Source organism: Flavobacterium limi (assembly GCF_010645075.1).
GTDB lineage: Bacteria > Bacteroidota > Bacteroidia > Flavobacteriales > Flavobacteriaceae > Flavobacterium > Flavobacterium limi.
In genome coordinates this window covers 12,374-31,052 of record NZ_JAADZV010000001.1, presented here as the reverse complement: position 1 = coordinate 31,052, position 18,679 = coordinate 12,374, and the positions used below count along the sequence as shown (strand labels likewise).

Here is an 18,679-nt window from a genome sequence, read left to right as displayed (position 1 = left end):
TTATTTTCCTTCTAAAACAACAACTGAGAAAGGAGGAATTGTGATTTCTAATTTTCCTTTTTTGTTTTCGAAACCTTTAAAAGCTGTTGGTACAATTTTATTAGGTGTATCGAATGAATTGTAATCCTGTAATTTTGCTGATGTAATTATTGTTCCTGTGAAGTTTTTCACACCCAGGTCTTTCACATCAATCTCAATTTTATTTTTATTTTTTGCATCTACGTTCACTAAAGAAATATGAATTGCTCCGTTTTTATCTTTTGAAGCAGAAGCTGATACTGCAGGAAGTGTTTCTCCATTAACCGTATACAATGGCGACTGAAAACTTACCGGTAATAATTTTGCATCCTGATGAACCGCATAGATTTTCATTACATGATAAGTAGGCGTAGTGATCATTTTAGCTTTATCAGTTAAGATAACTGCCTGTAAAACGTTAACACATTGTGCTAGATTTGCCATACGAACCCTGTCAGCGTGATTGTTGAAAATATTAAGGGTTGCACCAGCTAAAACAGCATCTCTCATGGTATTCTGCTGGTATAAAAACCCAGGATTTGTTCCTTTTTCTACTTCATACCAGCCACCCCATTCGTCAACGAGCATGGCTACTTTTTTCTCAGGATCGTACTTATCCATGATAGCACCATGTTTGGTCACGAGCTCTTCCATTTTTAGAGCAGACTGCATTGTTTTGAAATATTGCTCTTCGGTAAAATCAACTCCGTCACCTTTTTTATTCCAGTTAATTACAGCGTAATGATGAACTCCAATACCTCCTAACATATTAAGCGGAATGTTTTTCATTAAAACTTCTGTCCAGTTATAATCGCCGCTATTAGATCCTGATGCAATACGCGTGATTCCGCCGGTATTCTCCCAATCTGACATGAACGTAGCAAACTTGCGGTATTCTCCGGCATAATATTCAGCTGTCATATTTCCTCCGCAGCCCCACGCTTCATTACCTATTCCCCAGAATTTAACTTTCCATGGTTCTGTTCTTCCATTCTTTTTACGCAAATCACTCATCGGACTTTTACCGCTAAAGTTGGTGTACTGAACCCAGTCAGCTAATTCCTGAACGGTACCGCTTCCCACGTTTCCTGATAAATAAGGTTCTGTTTCAAGAAGCTCACACATATTCAAAAAATCATGTGTTCCAAAACTATTATCCTCTGTAACTCCGCCCCACCATTTGTTTACAATAGTTGGTCTTTGTTCCTGAGGTCCAATTCCATCCTTCCAGTGATATGTATCGGCAAAACAACCACCAGGCCATCTTAAATTTGGAATTTTTAAATCTTTTAAAGCCGCAATAATATCATTTCTAACGCCTTTGGTATTTGGTATTTTTGAAGTATCGCCAACAAAAAAACCTCCGTAAATACAGCGGCCTAAATGTTCTGCAAAATGCCCGTAAATGTTTTTGTTGATAACCGGAGCTTTGTCATCATTTTTTAATGTGACAATTGTAGTTTCTTTTTGAGCGAAAGTGATTTGATTACAAAATGTAAAAACAAATAGAATTAAAAAAGTTTTTTTCATGGTAGATAAGTTATAAAGAGGAAAATTAGTGAAATTTTCCTCTAAATATTAATTTTAGTATGTAAGAGTTGGCCATCCTCCTGACCAGTTAAAATAAACAATTTCCATTTTTGGATTTCCGTTATCGGCTTTGTTATAATAATGAACAGCTCCTTTCTGGGTTCCTGTAATTCTGGATAAATGTCCTGGCCCTATGTAATTTCCCTGTGAAGCTAAAACGGTAGTTCCGCCTCCGCTTTTTAGGGAGACTCCATTTTTATCCGTAAAAGGACCAAAAGGGCTTGTCGAACGGCCTACTACAATATAATACGTACTGTTTACACCATTGCAGCAGGTTCCTCGGTTTACAAACATGTAATAGTAACTGCCTTCCTTAACCAGACAAGGAGCTTCCCATGAGGCATGGTTTCCGCCAGCTACAATTGTTCTTGTACCGGTTGGTTTTCCTGTTGAAGGATTAATCTGTACGACTCCTATTCCGGCATGCCAGGAACCATAAGCCATATACACATTGCTGCCATCAACTAAAATAGAAGCATCAATTGCATTTACATCTGAATCTGAATTAGAAGAAACTACAACTCCCCTGTCTGTCCATTTTGTTCCCGCACTTTGAGAAATTGACGGAGCAGTTACCAAACCAATGGCCGATCTTTCAGAACCAAAAGTTGAACAGGAATAGTACATGTTCCATCTATTATTGAACCACGCAACATCAGGTGCCCAAAATGTTTTGGTAAAACCGGGTACATAACCTGTTATCCAGCCTGGAGTTGAAGTAAATACAGATGTACCCCATGTCCAGTTGACTAAATCTCTGGAATATGTCATTGGAATATTATCACCTGTAGTAAAAACATAATAGTTAACACCGCTTTTTACAATCGTGCTCGGATCATGTGAAGGAACATTTCCGGCAACTGTTTTTGCGGTTAAATTTGTATTTTGAGAATCCTGAGTTACAGCATTTGTTTCTTCATTTGGAGAAAGAACATCTTCGTTTTGACAACTTCCTAATAATATTGCTAATAAAATCAAACTTGTAATTGCTTTCATTGTTATAATAATTTTAGTTACTGTATAAATTTTTTACTTCGGTATTCTATTCCTTTTAAAAAACATAATATCACATAGCAATTTTAAGCCGCCATATGATACTATGCAATCTAACTAATTCAATAAATATTAATAACTGTCATTCTGTGTAATTGGGAATTTGTTGGTATCCATTTCTGCCTGAGGAATTGGGAAATATTCTCTACCTGGTTTATAGCCTTTAAATTCTGTATCTCTCGATTCTAACCAATCTAATTTGGTTTCATCTTCAAGCCATCCCCAACGACGAATATCATCAAAACGGTGTCCTTCAAGAGCAAATTCTAAGAAACGTTCGTGACCTATTTGCTCTCTCATCTGCTCCTTAGTCATATTTGGTTTAACAGTTGCTAAATTTGGTAAATTAACGCGGTCTCTTACTTTTTGAATATAAGTATACGCGCCTTGTGTATCACCTGTTTCATTCAGACATTCTGCATACATAAGCAATACATCCGAATAACGCATTAAGCGTTCATTAATTTCGCTTATAAAGTCTGTATCTGTTGTTTTAGTATCTGTATTCTGATACTTTTTACAAAATATATCATTTAAATAGGGAGTATTAGCATAATGTGTGGCAAAATCTTGTCCATATATTTTCATGCCTGGGCGATTGTAGAATATCGTAGCATCTAAACGTGGATCATCTTGGTTGCTAACTGTTTTTTCTTCTCTAAATTCATTTAGCAAAGTAAAGGTAGGCTGAATATCAGTGAAACCAAAATCCGGGGGACCATAAGTTGCAGCTCTTCCTGTTGTTATCCTGTATCCAGATATTAAACTTGCACTTTGATTAAATTGAACTTCAAAAATAGATTCCGCATTGTTTTCTCCTGCTATACTGAAATTATCAGCATAATTTGGCATCAGTCTATATTTTTCAGAATCAATAACTAACTTGAACATGTTTTTTGCATTTTCAAAATCTTTATTAAATAAATAAGCTTTACCTAAATATGCCATAGCTGCTCCTTTAGTAGCTCTGCCTAATTGTCCTGCGTCTAACGTGTTTGATGTGTTATAATCCAGAGGTAATAAATCTACGGCAGCTTTAAAATCAGCTATAACTTGTGCCCAGCCTTCTGCTTGTGGTTTTTGTGCCTGAAACGGATTAACATCGATAGGGACTGGCACATTTTTATACATATTTACTGCATGAAATAAATACAGGCCTCTCAAAAAATAGGCTTGACCCAAAATTCTGTTTTTTAGAGCCTGATCTTTCATGTCAATAGCAGGTACATTTTTCAATACCTGATTTGTAAAAGACACACCTTTATAACAATCAATAAAAGCCCAATTCGTAATGTCTCCTGCTAAAGGTGATACATTAAAGACACCAATATTACCCATTAGATCCCAACGACTTACGGTTCTGACATCATCACCACGACCATCAAGCATTAAGTTTGTGTTTCTTGCGTACATTCCGAACCATGATAATGGTACATATGCTGCATTGAGTCCTTTTATAGCATCTTCATCAGTTTTCCAAAAACTTTCTTCAGTGGCAACGTTTGGGTCAGCTTGCACAAGATCGTCATCACTCACACAACTAAAAGTAGTTATGGCTAATGTGATCATTGTTATATATTTTATTGCTTTATATTTCATTTTATTAGCTTTTAATTTTATTAAATACATTAACTTAAAAATCAACTTGTAATCCCATAGAAAGAGTTCTAGGATTCGGGAACGAACCTCTGTCATACCCACGTGTAAGTAATCCGTCATTTATAAAATCCGGATCATAACCTTTATAGTTGGTTATTGTCCATAGATTTTGTCCATTTGCGAATATTTTGGCTTTTTGAATGAATTTTTTATTACCTAATGGTATGTTATATCCAATCTGGAAATTTTGTAATTTGATATAATCCCCATCTTCTATAAAACGGTTAGAATCTCTTGTGTTTGCATTTGGATCATTAATTACTGGTCTTGGAATATCTGTATTTGTATTAGTTGGTGTCCAGTAATTCAATATGTCTGTGCTGCTATTGCCATATTGCCCAGCCATCAGATCGCGATACACTGCATTAAATACTTTATTTCCGCCTGCACCTTGCCAAAGCATTGATAATTCCCAGTTTTTGTATTCGAAATTTAGATTAATACCATACGAATATTTTGGAATTGCCTGACCTTGAAATGTTCTGTCTTTGTCATCAATTATGCCATCACCATTTTGATCTTTAAATTTTATATCTCCTGGTCTGGTAGAAATTGATTGAGTTGGTGCAGCATCAATCTCTGCCTGAGTCTGAAAAATACCTTCTGTTTCCCAAGCGTATAATTCAGCTATTGAGCGACCTACTTCAGTTCTTGAAGGTCCTAATGTTATAGGAGCATTGTCATTTCCTATTTTAGTTACCTTGTTTTTCAGAGTTCCAAAATTTGCAGAAATACCGTATTTAAATGCATTATCATTGTTTGTGTAGCCAATTGTAAATTCAAAACCTTTGTTTTCAACATCTCCTGCATTAGTCATAATAGATCCGGCTGAACCTGATGTGGCCGGAAGTGGCACACTAAAAAGTAAATCTGTTGATTTTCTAACAAAATATTCTCCTGACAATTGCAGTTTATTATTTAGTAAACCGAATTCCGCAGCAATATTGGTTGATGCTGTTTTTTCCCAGTGAATGTTTTGGTCTTTGATATCTGTAACTATCGTTCCTGAAGCTGGTACTCCGGTAAATGCTCCTCCCCAGGTATAAGGGACAAATGCGTTAACCGTTGGAGAATACGCATAGGCACCAACTGCATTGTTTCCTAATTCCCCATAACCACCTCTAATTTTAATCATATCTACCCATGTAGGCAAAATAGCAGCAATAAATTTTTCATTGCTTAATTTCCAGGCTCCGGAGAATGAATAGAAATTTCCTGTATTATTTTCAGGAGCAAATAATGAAGTTTTATCTTGTCTGAAATTCCCCTGAATCAAATATTTATCAGCATAACTATAGTTTAATCTGGTTATGTAAGAAAGAGTGGTAATTGTACTTGCCCATTCTCCACCCACTATTGTAGTTGCATTTTGAATCTGGCTTATTTCTCCTGTTTCATATCCTGTCCCTCTTGACCAATTTTTGTAGAAATCATTTTTTTCCTGAATCCAGCCTGCTAAAACATCAAATTTATGTTTGTTAATTGTTTTTTCGTAAGTAAGGAAATTGTTAAAAAAGGTTCTGGTAGTATTCCCTAATTCAATATTTAATGTTGCGTTTTCAGGGTTTACTATATAACGCCATCCTAAATCACTTGGCGGATTGTAAATGTGATTGTGCCAGTCTGTTCTATCAAAACTAACATCTGTTTTAAATTTTAAGCCATCAATGAATTCATATTCTCCCCAAATATCACCAATAAAACGATTTCTTTCTGTGGTATTATCCATTACATTATTGTATCCAATAACATTTAAAGAAATGGCTCTTTGGCCAGAGTTAGTAGTACCACCATAACCTCCTAATCTATTGCTGTCATACACAGGCATAGTTGGGATTGCAGTAGCCAACGAACCTATAACTGAATTAAGATTTTCAGTAAAATTTTCTTTGTCAGATTTAGTGTAACCTAATTTTCCGCCATATTTGAATTTCCCTTTTTTTCCATTAAAATTCAAAGTAGTTGTATATCTCTCATAATCTTGTGGAGATTCAACATAACCAGTGTTTTTAAAATAATCAATATTAACATTGTAGGAAAGAGATTCTGCACCACCATTTATAGTTAAGGAATGGTTTTGTATAGTACCGGTTTTAAAGGCTGCATCCTGCCAGTCTGTATCTACATTATTAATATAACCTGGATTTGTTGGATCATTTGCAGGTGCAATTCCAATCATAATACCAGTAGTATCCATGTAATTTTGTTCGGCTGCTGTAACAATTTTTTGATATTGTTCTCTATTTGTTACATCCCATTTTCTTGCTACATTTTGCACTCCAAATAAGTTCTTATAGCCAATACTAACTTGTCCGGCTTTCCCTTTCTTAGTAGTAATGATAATAACTCCATTTGCACCACGAACCCCGTAGATAGCTGCAGAAGATGCATCTTTTAATACTTGCATAGACTCTATTTCTCCTGTAGAGAAATCAAAAGGGCTGTCCACCATCATACCGTCAACAACAAACAAAGGGTTAGTGTTGTTAAATGAAGAGATACCTCTAATTTTTATATTTACAAATCCCCCAGGTTCTCCAGATGATTGTACTGTTACCCCAGCAGCTTGACCTTGTAGCATTTTTGCCACATCATAAGTTATTGTTTTTTTGGCATCAGCCACATTTACAACACTTACTGATCCTGTTAAATCAGCTTTCTTTTGTGTACCATATCCAATTACTACTACTTCATTAAGCCTATTGTTATCTTCTCCTAAAGCAATATCAACTTTTGATTGATTTCCTATAGTTACTTCCTGATTTCGATATCCTATAAATGAAAAAACTAATACATCATTTGGGGATGCCTTAATCGAATACTGTCCATCAAATCCGGTTGTGGTTGATGTTTTGGTTCCTTTAACTACAATGTTCACTCCAGGCAAAGGCAACTTGTCCTGAGCTGAAGTAACAATTCCGCTAATCTCTTTGCCCTGAGCCGACATAAGATTAACAGAAAACACTAGCATAAATAATGCTATGAGGCATTCTTTTTTTGGTAACACGAAATTCCAATAAAAAGATAATTTTTGGTTTGTTATCATACTGGTTTTTTTAAGTTAGTTAGTTATTATTATAAGTGTTAATTTTACATTTGTAAATTTAAATAAAAAAAAAGCGCAAAAACAAATTAATCTCATAAAAAAAACGAATAAAAAAAATATATATCATAATTTAAGTGTTGAATCAACATTTAAAACTTGTAGTTTTTTTCAAAAAAGAGGGATTTTAATTGTTTTATTTGTGTAAAAACTACACTTTTGATTAAAAACCAATTATTTAATCAAAAAAACAGTTGTTAAGAAAAAGTTATAGATAATGTGTTTTTATTGTGAGAAAGAATATAGAAATAAGATTATTGTAATAAAATACGTAAGTAAAAAAGTTAATTTTAACTTAAAATCTATTTTTTGAGGAATAAAATACTCCCTTTTTAGTATAAAAAAGATTTAATTGTACTTTTACACCTTTTTAAACAGAATAAAAAATATATAAATGAGTAAAATTTCCTAATTAATTTAGTAAGTGTAAAATCAACATTAATAAATTATGAAACGTATTAGGAAGTTTCTATATTTACCAAATAAAATATAAAATATGCTAAACAGTTATAGCTCTGCGGATAAGGTTTTATTAGCAGTAGATTGCATCATTTTTGGATTTGACCATCAGGGATTAAAAATTCTTTTGATTAAAAGAGATTTTGAACCAGAGAGAGGAAAGTGGTCATTAATTGGAGGGTTTTTAAAACGCGATGAAATACTAGATGATGCTGCCATTAGAATTTTGAACACCTATACTGGGTTACACGATATCTATATGGAGCAGCTGCATGCATATAGTGAGATAGATCGTGACCCGGTAGACCGAACTATTTCTGTTTCATACTATGCCTTAATTAATATTGAAAACCATAATGAAGAAATGATTAAAAACTATCATGCAGAATGGTTTAGTATTGCTGATGCTCCAAATCTTATTTTTGACCACAATGAAATGGTTCAGCATGCCATCAGAAGGCTGCGTTACAGAACTTCGATAAAACCAATTGGTTTTGAATTACTTCCTGAAAAATTTACCATGCGCCAATTATTAGAGTTGTATGAAGCAATTTTAAGTAAGGAACTCGACAAACGTAACTTTATCAGTAAGATCAATTCTTTGGAAATTTTAAATAAACTGGATGAAAAAGACATGCAGTCTTCCAGAAAAGGATCTTATTTATATACTTTCAACAAAGAAAAATATGAAGAAAAATTACTTAACGATTTTGTACTGAATTTATAAAAGGCATTACGCATTAAATATAATCTGGAATTACATCCAAAAACAAAACCCTGAAAGTCACAAGTTTTCAGGGTTTTTCATTAAATAAAACTACTATTAAACTAAACTAATTCTCTTTATTTTTAGCTATTTCCTTTTTGGTAATCTGCCAAAAAAGTAGCCAAACCAATATCTGTTAACGGGTGCTTCAATAAACCTTCAATTGCACTCAGTGGACCTGTAATTACATCTGATCCTATTTTTGCACAATTAATAATATGCATTACATTTCGAACAGAAGCTGCAAGAATCTGGGTTTCAAATCCAAAATTGTCATAAATCAATCTGATTTCTTCAATCAGGTTCATACCATCAGTTGAAACATCATCCAGTCTTCCAATGAAAGGCGAAACATAAGTCGCCCCGGCTTTTGCAGCCAGTAATGCCTGTCCAGATGAAAATACCAAAGTACAATTGGTTCTGATTCCTTTATTCGAAAAATATTTAATGGCTTTTACACCGTCTTTTATCATCGGGATTTTTACTACAATCTGCGGATGCAGTGCTGCCAGTTTTTCTCCCTCAGCAATCATGCCTTCAAAATCTGTTGAAATCACTTCGGCACTTACATCGCCGTCAACCAGTTCGCAGATTTTTATGTAATGATCCAAAATGTTTTGTGCCCCTGTAATTCCTTCTTTCGCCATTAATGACGGGTTTGTAGTAACTCCATCTAAAACTCCTAAACCATTGGCTTCTTTAATATCTTTTAAGTTGGCTGTATCTATAAAAAATTTCATGTTCTTTTTTGTTTTTTTAGTGAATTAAAAAATTGTTTTCTTTTAAATATTTGCTGATTTCCTCTGCCGCATTTTTACTGGTAAATCCAAATTTCTGATCCAGAACCGAAGCCGGAGCTGAATACCCGAAATGATCCAGACCAAACACTCTTCCGTTACTCCCAACCAGATTTTCCAGATTAACCGGAAGCCCTGCCGTAAGTCCAAAAACCAATCCGCCATTCGGAATTACACTTTCCTGATATTCTTTTGATTGTGATCTAAAGAGACCTTCAGAAATTATCGATGCCACATTTATTTTTATCTGTTTTGTGCTTTCAAGTTCAGCAGCTGCATCAATTAACGTTGCCACTTCAGATCCGTTTGCGATTAAAGTGATATCAGGATTTTGAACAGATTTTACCAAATATCCTCCTTTTTTAGCCTGACCAGCTTCTTCAAATCTTGAATTCCCATTGGTTGGAAGATCTTTGATATCCTGTCTGGAAAGGATTAAACCTGTTGGTGTTTTTTTGTTCTCTAATGCCATTTGCCAGGCAACAGAGGTTTCAACAGCATCTGCCGGACGTAAAGCCAGTAAACTTTGATCTCCTGAATGGTTTTTAATTTTTTCCAATAATCGAATTTGCGCTTCCTGTTCAATTGGCTGGTGCGTTGGTCCGTCTTCACCTACGCGGAAAGAATCGTGAGTCCAGACATATTTTACAGGCAATTCCTGAATCGCCGCCAGACGAATAGCGGGTTTCATATAATCTGAAAACACAAAAAAGGTAGCCACCACCGGAATTACGCCTCCGTGCAATGCAATTCCGTTAGCGATTGCAGCCATTGTCAATTCGGCAACTCCTGCCTGTAGAAAACCTCCGTTAAAATTATTTTTTTGCAAAACCGATGATTTTTTCAGGAATCCATCCGTCTTGTCACTATTCGATAAATCTGCAGAAGACACAATCATATTCTCAACGTTTTCGGCCAGATAACCCAAAACTGCTGCAGAAGCATCTCGTGTTGCCGCATTTGCTTTTTGTGCGATACTGCCAAAATCCAGGCTTGGTAAATCGCCCGAGAAAAATTGCTGGATTTTTTTTGCTAAGGCAGGATTTTGAGCTTCCCAAGCTGCAATTTTTGATTTTCTTTCAGTAGATTCTGTTGTTTTATTATTTAAAACAGAAGCATAATGTGCAGCAACTTCTTCGTAAACCGCAAATGCATCTTCCGGATTTGCACCCAGATTAAGCAATGTTGATTTAAAACATGCTTTTGTTCCTCCAATAGGCTTTCCGTGCAGTTCACACTGACCTTCATACATGGCACCATCAGCAGTTACACAACCTTTACCCATTATGGTTCTTCCAATAATCAGGGTTGGTTTTTCAGTTTCGTTATTGGCATCCGTCAGAGCTTTACGAATTTGTTCATGATCATGACCGTCAATAGTAGTTACCTTCCAGCCCCATGATTCGTATTTCATTGCAGTATCTTCGGTAGTAACCTCATCAGTCATGGAAGAAAGCTGTACATCATTCGAATCATAGAACATAATAAAATTGTTCAGTCCCAAATGCCCTGCGATACGGCCTGCTCCCTGAGAAATTTCTTCCTGAACACCTCCGTCAGTTATGAATCCGTAGATTTTATGATCGAATAAATTATCAAATCGTGCTGATAGAAATTTGGCTGCAATGGCTGCTCCAATTCCCATAACATGTCCCTGACCCAATGGTCCTGAAGTATTTTCAATTCCTCGTTTCACATCAATCTCAGGATGTCCCGGCGTAACAGAACCCCATTGTCTGAAATTTTCTAAATCTGTTTTTTCATAATTCCCCAGCAAATGATACTGCGCATACATCAAAGCCGAAAGATGTCCTGCATCCATAAAAAAACGGTCCCTGAAAATCCATTGCATATCGGATGGATCGTATTTTAAATATTCGGTATATAAAATGTGAAGAAAATCTGCACCTCCCATAGCTCCTCCCGGATGGCCTGAATTTGCTTTCTCAACCATCGAAATCGCTAAAGCACGTATATTATCTGCTGCAAGCTGGTCTATTCTGTTGTTCATTTTAAGGTTGTTTTTAATAAAGTTTTTTGTGGTTTTTAAGTAGAATTTTCAATTTGTAAATGCAGGATTTTAAGTAGAAATAATTCTAAAAATGAGAAGCAGAAACAAATCAAATAATAAGTGTAAAATTTACATTTACAAATGTATGTAAAATAATTTCATATAAACAAAAAATATTTTGTTTATTTTTTTTACTAATTTTTTGAGGATTTATCAAACATAAAATAAATGCTGTATTATTTAAGCAACAGAACAGCAAAACGGCTTAGCCTAAATCCTGGGTTTTTATATGAAGTTTTGTGAATAAAAAACATTCTTTTTTAAGAACTGTCTTAACTAAAAAAAGTCCAATTCTATACGTTTAGAATTCGACCTTTTCGTATGGTATTAACCATTTTAAATTAAAAAATAGCCCCTTTAATTTTTTCCCGTATCTTCTTTTTATAATCTTTAGGATAGGTTCTGGCTCCCATAAAAATGTCTGTCATGGCATTGGATAGAACAGAACCATAATTTTTGGCAACAAAATTGCGCAATATTTTTTTGCTATAGAAAATTTTGGCCAAAGTGATTCCGGCTTTTACTTCTGGTAGAATACTGTTTTCTAATTTTTCATGGTACAGTTCTGAAGACCTTACAGGATCAAGTTTCCCTTCTATAATGGATTGTGCTGCTAAAATTCCGCTTAATATGGCGTTTGAAATTCCTTCAGCCAACACAGGGTCTGCAAATCCTGCTGAGTCGCCAATTAAAAAAACATTTTTTCGAACGAAAGTATCCGTTCTTGGAGAAACCGGAATGACAAATCCGTGGGCATCTTCTTTTACAATATCTGTAATTCCCAACGTTTTTAAATAGGCTGCGTAATATTTTTTCAAATCAATCTTCTGATTCGCTTTTACCAAAATGCAAACCCCTACAGATAAATGATTTTTTTTAGGAAAGCACCAGCCATAGCCAGAAGGGATAGCATCGACATCAAAACGGACATTTTTTGATAATCTTTCAAAATCATCCGAAGGAACTTCCAGCTCGTATTCTAAAGCCGGGATAACAGTCCGGGTTTCCTGCCAACCTGCCATTTTAGCTATTGGACTTAAGGCGCCATCTCCGGCAATAATAAATTTTGCCTGTATATCGCCCTCAGAAGTATGGATTGTCTGAGTTTCTCCGAAAGTTATACTGTTAACCTTATGGTTTTGCAAAAGAGTAACACCATTTTCTTTTGCTTTTTCTACAATGAGATTATCAAAAGCATCACGCATAATCATGCTGATGATGGGCTTGTCTCTTTTTGTCGTGAGTTTGATATTTGTATTTGAAAAATAAGTATCGACTTCGTAGAATTCTTTTTCAACAACTGATGCAACATCAAAAGGAATATTGTTTCTCCCTCTGTGCACCAGGCCACCGCCACATGTTTTATATCTCGGCAGAATTTCTTTCTCAATTATAACAGTCGTAATTCCGCTTTTCGATAATTCAAAAGCTGCAGAAGCTCCGGCCGGACCGCTTCCTATGATGGCTACATCAAATACTTTCATTGTTTTTTTTTCCAAAACTAAAGGAATCGATGGTAAAAAACAAAATTCTGATGGAGTTCTGATTCCGGCTAGCCCTATCTTTTAATTTCAAAAGAATTTTAAAGTGAATTTCTCATAATCAGCGAAGATTTATTTTCTATTTGTTCGTTTTTTCCTTTGAGAACCATATCAGCCAATATTTTTCCCATATCTTCAAAATGGGTCGAAATGGTAGCAATTCCATTTGCAACAACTTTTTTCAAGGAAGTTTCATTATACGAAATAATGCCAAAATCAGCGCCTAATCTAAGGTTGTGATTTCGTGCATTTTCGATTACCCCAACGAGGTCACGATCATTCGGAATCACATATAAATCTCCAATTTCGATTTCATGATCGGTGAACTGGGTGATGATTTCGTAATCAAAATTATATTTTGCACAAAAATTTTCAAATCCGGTTTTCATTCCTAACGGCTCACGAAAACCCGGGAAAATTAAAATCAGCTTTTTGTATTTTCCCAGTCTTGATTTTCCTTTTAAAAGACCTTCAAAAATATCTTTTTGGTGGTTTTGATAGATAGCAGGATACATCTTTAAGTCGGGATTGGTCTGGTCCAGTATAATCACTTCGTTTACTGGTAGGGTTTTTATCGTGTCAATAATGCCTGTCAGGTTGGTCGGCATAATAATGTATTTGGTATAATTGCCGTTACTGTCATTTATTAGTTTTTTAAAGACCGGTACATTAAAATGATGGAAAAAAATATCGACCTGAACGTTTTTTCCAATACTTTTTAAAAAGGAATTATAGATGTCTTCTTTAAAAATATTAAGTTCATCAAAAAGCAAAAAAATCTTCTGTTTGATACTGGTTTCAATACTTTTAACATAATAGCCCTTGCCCGGAATGGCATAAATTATACCCCGTTTTTTAAGTTCGTCGTATGCCTGGAGTACAGTATCTCGCGATAAGGAGAAAGCCAGACAGACTTTGTTTACGGAAGGAAGCCTATCGCCTTTTTTCAGCTTTTCTTCATCAATTGCTTTTTCAACTGAAAGAATTATCTGCTTATATTTTGGCAAACCCAGATTATTTTGTATCGAAATGATGCTCATGAAAAAAGATTTTTTTGCAATATACAAAAAACTGGTAGGTACTGGTATACAATAAAGCAAAATAAATATAATTTTGAATTTTCACTTTTGATAAAAATAACATGGAATTAAAGCATATATCGCATTTCAACAATCACTCTAATTGCAAATTATTTGGTTTATCTCCAGATAATGAAGAAATTCATTGTTTTGAACTGACCAATAAAAATGGAATTAAAGTACAGCTTACGAACTACGGTGCGACTGTAACTTCATTAAAAGTTCCTGCAACAGATGGAAAACTGACAGATGTAGTTTTAGGTTTTGACAATCCCGAAGCCTATATTGAATCCTATAATTTGCCAAGCGGTCCTTATTTTGGTACAACTGTCGGACGTTATGCAGGACGTATCAGTAAAGGACGTTTCACCTTAAATGATAAAACATTTGAACTGGCGGGAAACAATAACGGAAATGCTTTGCACGGAGGAAATACCGGTTTTGGTCAAAAAATATGGGATGTCACTGATTTAACAGACCAGTCGGTAACTTTTCATCTGATCAGTGAAGATTTAGAAGAAAACTATCCAGGGAAATTAGAGGTTTTCCTAACCTATTCCTTAACCGAAGAAAACGAATTAAAACTCGAATATAAAGCAACAACTACAGAAGACACCATTATAAATTTAACCCATCACAGTTATTTCAACCTTAATGGTCATGATTCGGACGTATTGGATCAGGAAATATTTATTGACGCGAATACCATTCTGGAAACCAATAATGAGAGTATTCCAACCGGAAAATTTACTGCTCTCGACGGTCATGATTTCGATTTCAGAAACAGAAAAAACTGTCCGGCTTCTATTGACAATTCGTTTGTTATTAATTCAGGTGCAGTAATCGCTGCTCAGTTATTCAGTCCGAAAAATAATTTAAAGATGAGCGTTTACACGGATCAGCCGAGCGTCCATATTTATGTTGGCGGAAATTGTTTCAATATTTTGAAAGGAAAAGAAAACGTAAATTACACTCCTGTAAGCGGTATTTGTTTTGAAACTCAAAATTTCCCTGACGCACCAAATCAGCCTCATTTTCCTAATTCAGTTTTGAAAAAAGGCGAAGAATACCGTCAAAAAACAGTTTATAAATTTGAAAATATAAACTAATAATTATTTAAAAGCTACAGAAGATTAATAGATATAATTAAAAATAATGAACGAGATTTTAATACAGAATACGACTGCTTTTTTTGAGAAATCATTCGGAACAACGCCTCAAAAAATCGTGCTTTCTCCGGGGAGAATCAATATTATCGGCGAACATGTTGATTATAATGACGGTTATGTTTTACCTGCTGCAATTGATAAAATTATCTGTTTTGCCTTTGAAAAAAGCAATTCTAAAACATCAAAAATTATCGCTATCGATTTAAATGAAGAATTTGAAGTTGACCTTACACAGGAAATCAAACTAAGCGATGTTGTGTGGACCAATTATATCCTTGGAGTCATCAAACAACTGCAGGATAATGGTTTTTCTTTCGAAGGTTTCAACTGTGTTTTCAGCAGTAATATTCCGGTTGGTTCAGGATTATCATCATCTGCAGCTTTAGAGTGTGGAATGATTTTCGGAATCAAAGAACTTTTCGGTTTAAAAATCGAAAAGGTAGATATTGCCTTATTAGGGCAAAAAGCAGAACACTGGGTGGGTATCAATTGTGGTATTATGGACCAGTTTTCAAGCGTTCACGGACTTGAAAATAAAGTAATAAAATTAGACTGCAACACGCTGGAATTTGAATATCACAATGCTGATTTTAAAGATTATTCGCTGGTTTTGTTTGACAGTAATGTAAAACACTCCCTTTTTACATCAGAATACAACAACAGAAGACTGGAGTGTGAAGAAGGACTTTCGATCATCAAAAATCATTTTCCGGAAATCAAAACGTTCAGGGACTGTACTGAAGAACAGGTTTTAAGCCTTAAGGATAAAATGTCTGAAGTTGTTTTTAAAAGAGTTCATTTTGTCGTAAAAGAAATCTTGCGTGTTACTCAGGCTTGTGAGGCTTTAGACAATGGAAATATTGAACTTTTAGGCCAATTGCTTTTTGATACCCATGACGGATTATCAAAAGATTATGAAGTGAGTTGTCCTGAATTGGATTTCATTGTTGAACAAGCTAAAAAAGAAGAAAGTGTAATAGGATCGCGATTAATGGGCGGCGGTTTTGGAGGCTGTGCCATCACTTTAATCAAAAAAGGACACGAAAACAGCGTAAAAGAAGCGTTTACCAGCCTTTATTTTGATACATTTGGAATTGATTTAAAAATTTATGATGTGAAGGTATCACACGGAACATCACTTTATACCAAGAATTAAGAATGAGAAATTTTGATATTAATGAAGATCCGCACAGACGTTACAATCCATTATTAAACGAATGGGTTTTGGTTTCTCCTCATCGTGCAAAAAGACCATGGCAAGGTCAGAATGAAACTATTTCAACAGAAAAATTACCGGAATACGATCCAACCTGTTATTTGTGTCCGGGAAATGTTCGTGCCAATGGTGTGAACAATCCGAACTACGAAAGCTCATTTGTTTTTGAAAATGATTTTGCTGCTATGAAGCAGGATGAAATCATGTACGAAGACGATATCAAACAAACTTTTTTTAAAGCACAACCGGAAAGAGGGATTTCAAGAGTGGTTTGTTTTTCTCCAAGACACGATCTTACTTTACCTGAAATGGAAGTTGCAGGTATCGAAAATATTATCCGTACCTGGCAAAAAGAATATACTGATTTAGGCAATATTGATTATATCAACCACGTTCAGATTTTTGAAAATAAAGGAAGTGTTATGGGCTGCAGTAATCCGCATCCGCACGGACAAATCTGGGCTCAGTCGTCCTTGCCGACACAGGTTGAAAAAACACAACGAAACCTAAAAGATTATTTTATTAAAAACAACCGCAATCTTTTACAGGATTATTTAAAAGCCGAATTAGTAAAAGAGGACCGTATTGTAATCGAAAATGACCATTTTGCAGCATTGGTTCCGTTTTGGGCAATCTGGCCGTACGAAACGATGATCATCAGCAAAAGACATATCACCAGAATTACCGAGTTTACAGCAGAAGAAGTTACTTCTTATGCCACTATTCTGAAACAGCTGACTACAAAATACGACAATCTTTTCAACACTTCATTCCCATATTCTTCAGGAATTCACCAGGCACCTACAGACGGTGGAGCGCACGAAGAATGGCAATTTCACATGCATTTTTATCCACCATTGCTGCGTTCTGCCACCGTAAAAAAATTCATGGTTGGGTATGAAATGTTAGGCGAATCACAACGTGACATTACACCTGAAAAAAGTGCTGCCGTTTTAAGAGAACTATCAGATATACATTATAAAAATAAATAAAATGAAAATAGTCGTTACAGGTGGTTTAGGTTTTATTGGCTCACACACCGTTGTTGAATTACAAAACGAAAATTTCGAAGTAATCGTAATAGACAATCTTTCTAATTCATCCATTGAAGTTTTAGATGGTATTGAAAGGATTACCGGAAAAAAACCGCTTTTTGAACAAATTGATTTAAGAGACAAAGCAGCTGTTCAGGATTTCTTCAAAAAATATAATGATGTTTCAGGCGTTATTCATTTTGCTGCTTCAAAAGCTGTGGGAGAAAGTGTTCAGAATCCTTTGTTATATTATGAAAATAATATTAATTCTTTGGTTTACATCCTTCAGGAATTAAACCAAAAACCGGAAGCTAATTTTATTTTCAGCTCTTCATGTACAGTTTACGGTCAGGCCGAAAAGATGCCGATTGCAGAATCAACCCCTATACAACCTGCAATGTCTCCTTACGGAAACACCAAACAAATTGGAGAGGAAATCATTACAGATGTTACTAAAGTTAGTAATCTGAATGCTATTTTATTGCGTTATTTTAATCCGGTTGGCGCTCATGAATCAAACGAAATTGGCGAATTGCCGCTTGGAGTTCCTCAAAATTTAGTACCCTTTATCACCCAAACCGGTGTTGGATTACGCAAGGAATTATCTGTTTATGGAAACGACTATCCTACTCCTGACGGAACCTGCGTTCGTGATTATATTCATGTTGTCGATCTGGCAAAAGCGCATGTAATTGCCATGCAAAGGCTGGTGAACAAAACCAATACTGATAAATTGGAGATTTTCAATTTAGGAACCGGAAAAGGAAGCACTGTATTGGAAGTAATTCATTCTTTTGAAAAAGCAAGTGGACAAAAGTTGCCTTATAAAATTGTTGACCGGAGAGAAGGTGATATTACCGAAGCTTATGCTAATACAGACAAAGCTAATAATGTTCTGGGCTGGAAAACACAGTTGTCATTGGATGATGCAATCGCAAGTGCCTGGAAATGGGAACAAAAGATCAGACAATAAAATATAGAAATTATATCTTTTTGTTACAAATGTAAAAAATACATTTATTTATGTTGCCGATAAGTATTTTTATTTTACTTTTGATTTTCATTTTTTTAACAAAAAAGCAAAATTTAAACACATATCGTATTTTTTTCAGTTTAAAAAAATA

13 protein-coding genes are annotated in these 18,679 nt (G+C 35.0%); 5 read left to right on the top strand and 8 right to left on the bottom strand.

All coding sequences use genetic code 11. The features are described from left to right. The 4 genes from GXM16_RS00115 to GXM16_RS00100 form a co-directional block, all read right to left on the bottom strand. Positions 1-1,548 carry an alpha-N-arabinofuranosidase gene (locus tag GXM16_RS00115; RefSeq protein WP_163391544.1) on the bottom strand — a complete coding sequence of 516 codons (1,548 nt, stop codon included), beginning with the start codon at positions 1,546-1,548 and terminating at the stop codon, positions 1-3. A gap of 54 nt (positions 1,549-1,602) precedes the next feature. After that, positions 1,603-2,604, bottom strand: coding sequence for an arabinan endo-1,5-alpha-L-arabinosidase (locus GXM16_RS00110; protein WP_163391542.1), 1,002 nt, complete (start codon positions 2,602-2,604; stop codon positions 1,603-1,605). 129 nt (positions 2,605-2,733) lie between these two features. After that, positions 2,734-4,260 (bottom strand): RagB/SusD family nutrient uptake outer membrane protein, encoded by a 1,527-nt coding sequence (locus GXM16_RS00105; RefSeq protein WP_163391540.1) that lies wholly within the window; start codon positions 4,258-4,260, stop codon positions 2,734-2,736. A 34-nt stretch (positions 4,261-4,294) separates the two neighbouring features. After that, a complete protein-coding gene (locus GXM16_RS00100; protein WP_163391538.1) occupies positions 4,295-7,366 on the bottom strand; it encodes a SusC/RagA family TonB-linked outer membrane protein in 3,072 nt (1,023 codons plus the stop codon). A 553-nt stretch (positions 7,367-7,919) separates the two neighbouring features. On the opposite strand from GXM16_RS00100, the gene GXM16_RS00095 reads away from it, so the two are divergent. After that, positions 7,920-8,609 carry an NUDIX hydrolase gene (locus tag GXM16_RS00095; protein WP_163391536.1) on the top strand — a complete coding sequence of 230 codons (690 nt, stop codon included), beginning with the start codon at positions 7,920-7,922 and terminating at the stop codon, positions 8,607-8,609. 122 nt (positions 8,610-8,731) lie between these two features. Here the strand turns inward: GXM16_RS00095 and fsa are convergent, their stop codons facing one another. From fsa to GXM16_RS00075, 4 genes are all read right to left on the bottom strand, one after another. After that, positions 8,732-9,388, bottom strand: a complete 657-nt coding sequence (gene fsa, locus GXM16_RS00090; RefSeq protein WP_163391534.1) for a fructose-6-phosphate aldolase — start codon at positions 9,386-9,388, stop codon at positions 8,732-8,734. A gap of 16 nt (positions 9,389-9,404) precedes the next feature. Next, the gene (locus GXM16_RS00085; protein ID WP_163391532.1) at positions 9,405-11,456 is read right to left on the bottom strand and encodes a transketolase family protein; all 2,052 of its coding nucleotides are present in this window, start codon (positions 11,454-11,456) and stop codon (positions 9,405-9,407) included. Positions 11,457-11,857: 401 nt separating this feature from the next. Next, positions 11,858-13,000 (bottom strand): geranylgeranyl reductase family protein, encoded by a 1,143-nt coding sequence (locus tag GXM16_RS00080; RefSeq protein ID WP_163391530.1) that lies wholly within the window; start codon positions 12,998-13,000, stop codon positions 11,858-11,860. A 98-nt stretch (positions 13,001-13,098) separates the two neighbouring features. Further along, the gene (locus GXM16_RS00075; protein WP_163391528.1) at positions 13,099-14,097 is read right to left on the bottom strand and encodes a GntR family transcriptional regulator; all 999 of its coding nucleotides are present in this window, start codon (positions 14,095-14,097) and stop codon (positions 13,099-13,101) included. Positions 14,098-14,198: 101 nt separating this feature from the next. On the opposite strand from GXM16_RS00075, the gene GXM16_RS00070 reads away from it, so the two are divergent. The 4 genes from GXM16_RS00070 to galE are packed head-to-tail and all read left to right on the top strand — an operon-like array spanning position 14,199 to position 18,528. Further along, positions 14,199-15,245, top strand: a complete 1,047-nt coding sequence (locus tag GXM16_RS00070) for an aldose epimerase family protein (RefSeq protein ID WP_163391526.1) — start codon at positions 14,199-14,201, stop codon at positions 15,243-15,245. Positions 15,246-15,291: 46 nt separating this feature from the next. After that, the gene (gene galK / locus GXM16_RS00065; protein ID WP_163391524.1) at positions 15,292-16,461 is read left to right on the top strand and encodes a galactokinase; all 1,170 of its coding nucleotides are present in this window, start codon (positions 15,292-15,294) and stop codon (positions 16,459-16,461) included. A gap of 2 nt (positions 16,462-16,463) precedes the next feature. After that, positions 16,464-17,513: a UDP-glucose--hexose-1-phosphate uridylyltransferase gene (locus tag GXM16_RS00060; RefSeq protein ID WP_163391522.1), complete on the top strand. Its 1,050-nt coding sequence runs from the start codon at positions 16,464-16,466 to the stop codon at positions 17,511-17,513. Position 17,514: 1 nt separating this feature from the next. After that, on the top strand, positions 17,515-18,528 hold the full coding sequence (galE, locus tag GXM16_RS00055; RefSeq protein ID WP_163391520.1) for a UDP-glucose 4-epimerase GalE: 1,014 nt from the start codon (positions 17,515-17,517) through the stop codon (positions 18,526-18,528). Positions 18,529-18,679: the final 151 nt, after the last annotated feature.

What these genes read in the sequence shown, in the direction of transcription:
- GXM16_RS00115 (WP_163391544.1), bottom strand. Translation starts at nt 1,548, where the DNA reads ATGAAAAAAACTTTTTTAATTCTATTTGTTTTTACATTTTGTAATCAA.
- GXM16_RS00110 (WP_163391542.1), bottom strand. Translation starts at nt 2,604, where the DNA reads ATGAAAGCAATTACAAGTTTGATTTTATTAGCAATATTATTAGGAAGT.
- GXM16_RS00105 (WP_163391540.1), bottom strand. Translation starts at nt 4,260, where the DNA reads ATGAAATATAAAGCAATAAAATATATAACAATGATCACATTAGCCATA.
- GXM16_RS00100 (WP_163391538.1), bottom strand. Translation starts at nt 7,366, where the DNA reads ATGATAACAAACCAAAAATTATCTTTTTATTGGAATTTCGTGTTACCA.
- GXM16_RS00095 (WP_163391536.1), top strand. Translation starts at nt 7,920, where the DNA reads ATGCTAAACAGTTATAGCTCTGCGGATAAGGTTTTATTAGCAGTAGAT.
- fsa (WP_163391534.1), bottom strand. Translation starts at nt 9,388, where the DNA reads ATGAAATTTTTTATAGATACAGCCAACTTAAAAGATATTAAAGAAGCC.
- GXM16_RS00085 (WP_163391532.1), bottom strand. Translation starts at nt 11,456, where the DNA reads ATGAACAACAGAATAGACCAGCTTGCAGCAGATAATATACGTGCTTTA.
- GXM16_RS00080 (WP_163391530.1), bottom strand. Translation starts at nt 13,000, where the DNA reads ATGAAAGTATTTGATGTAGCCATCATAGGAAGCGGTCCGGCCGGAGCT.
- GXM16_RS00075 (WP_163391528.1), bottom strand. Translation starts at nt 14,097, where the DNA reads ATGAGCATCATTTCGATACAAAATAATCTGGGTTTGCCAAAATATAAG.
- GXM16_RS00070 (WP_163391526.1), top strand. Translation starts at nt 14,199, where the DNA reads ATGGAATTAAAGCATATATCGCATTTCAACAATCACTCTAATTGCAAA.
- galK (WP_163391524.1), top strand. Translation starts at nt 15,292, where the DNA reads ATGAACGAGATTTTAATACAGAATACGACTGCTTTTTTTGAGAAATCA.
- GXM16_RS00060 (WP_163391522.1), top strand. Translation starts at nt 16,464, where the DNA reads ATGAGAAATTTTGATATTAATGAAGATCCGCACAGACGTTACAATCCA.
- galE (WP_163391520.1), top strand. Translation starts at nt 17,515, where the DNA reads ATGAAAATAGTCGTTACAGGTGGTTTAGGTTTTATTGGCTCACACACC.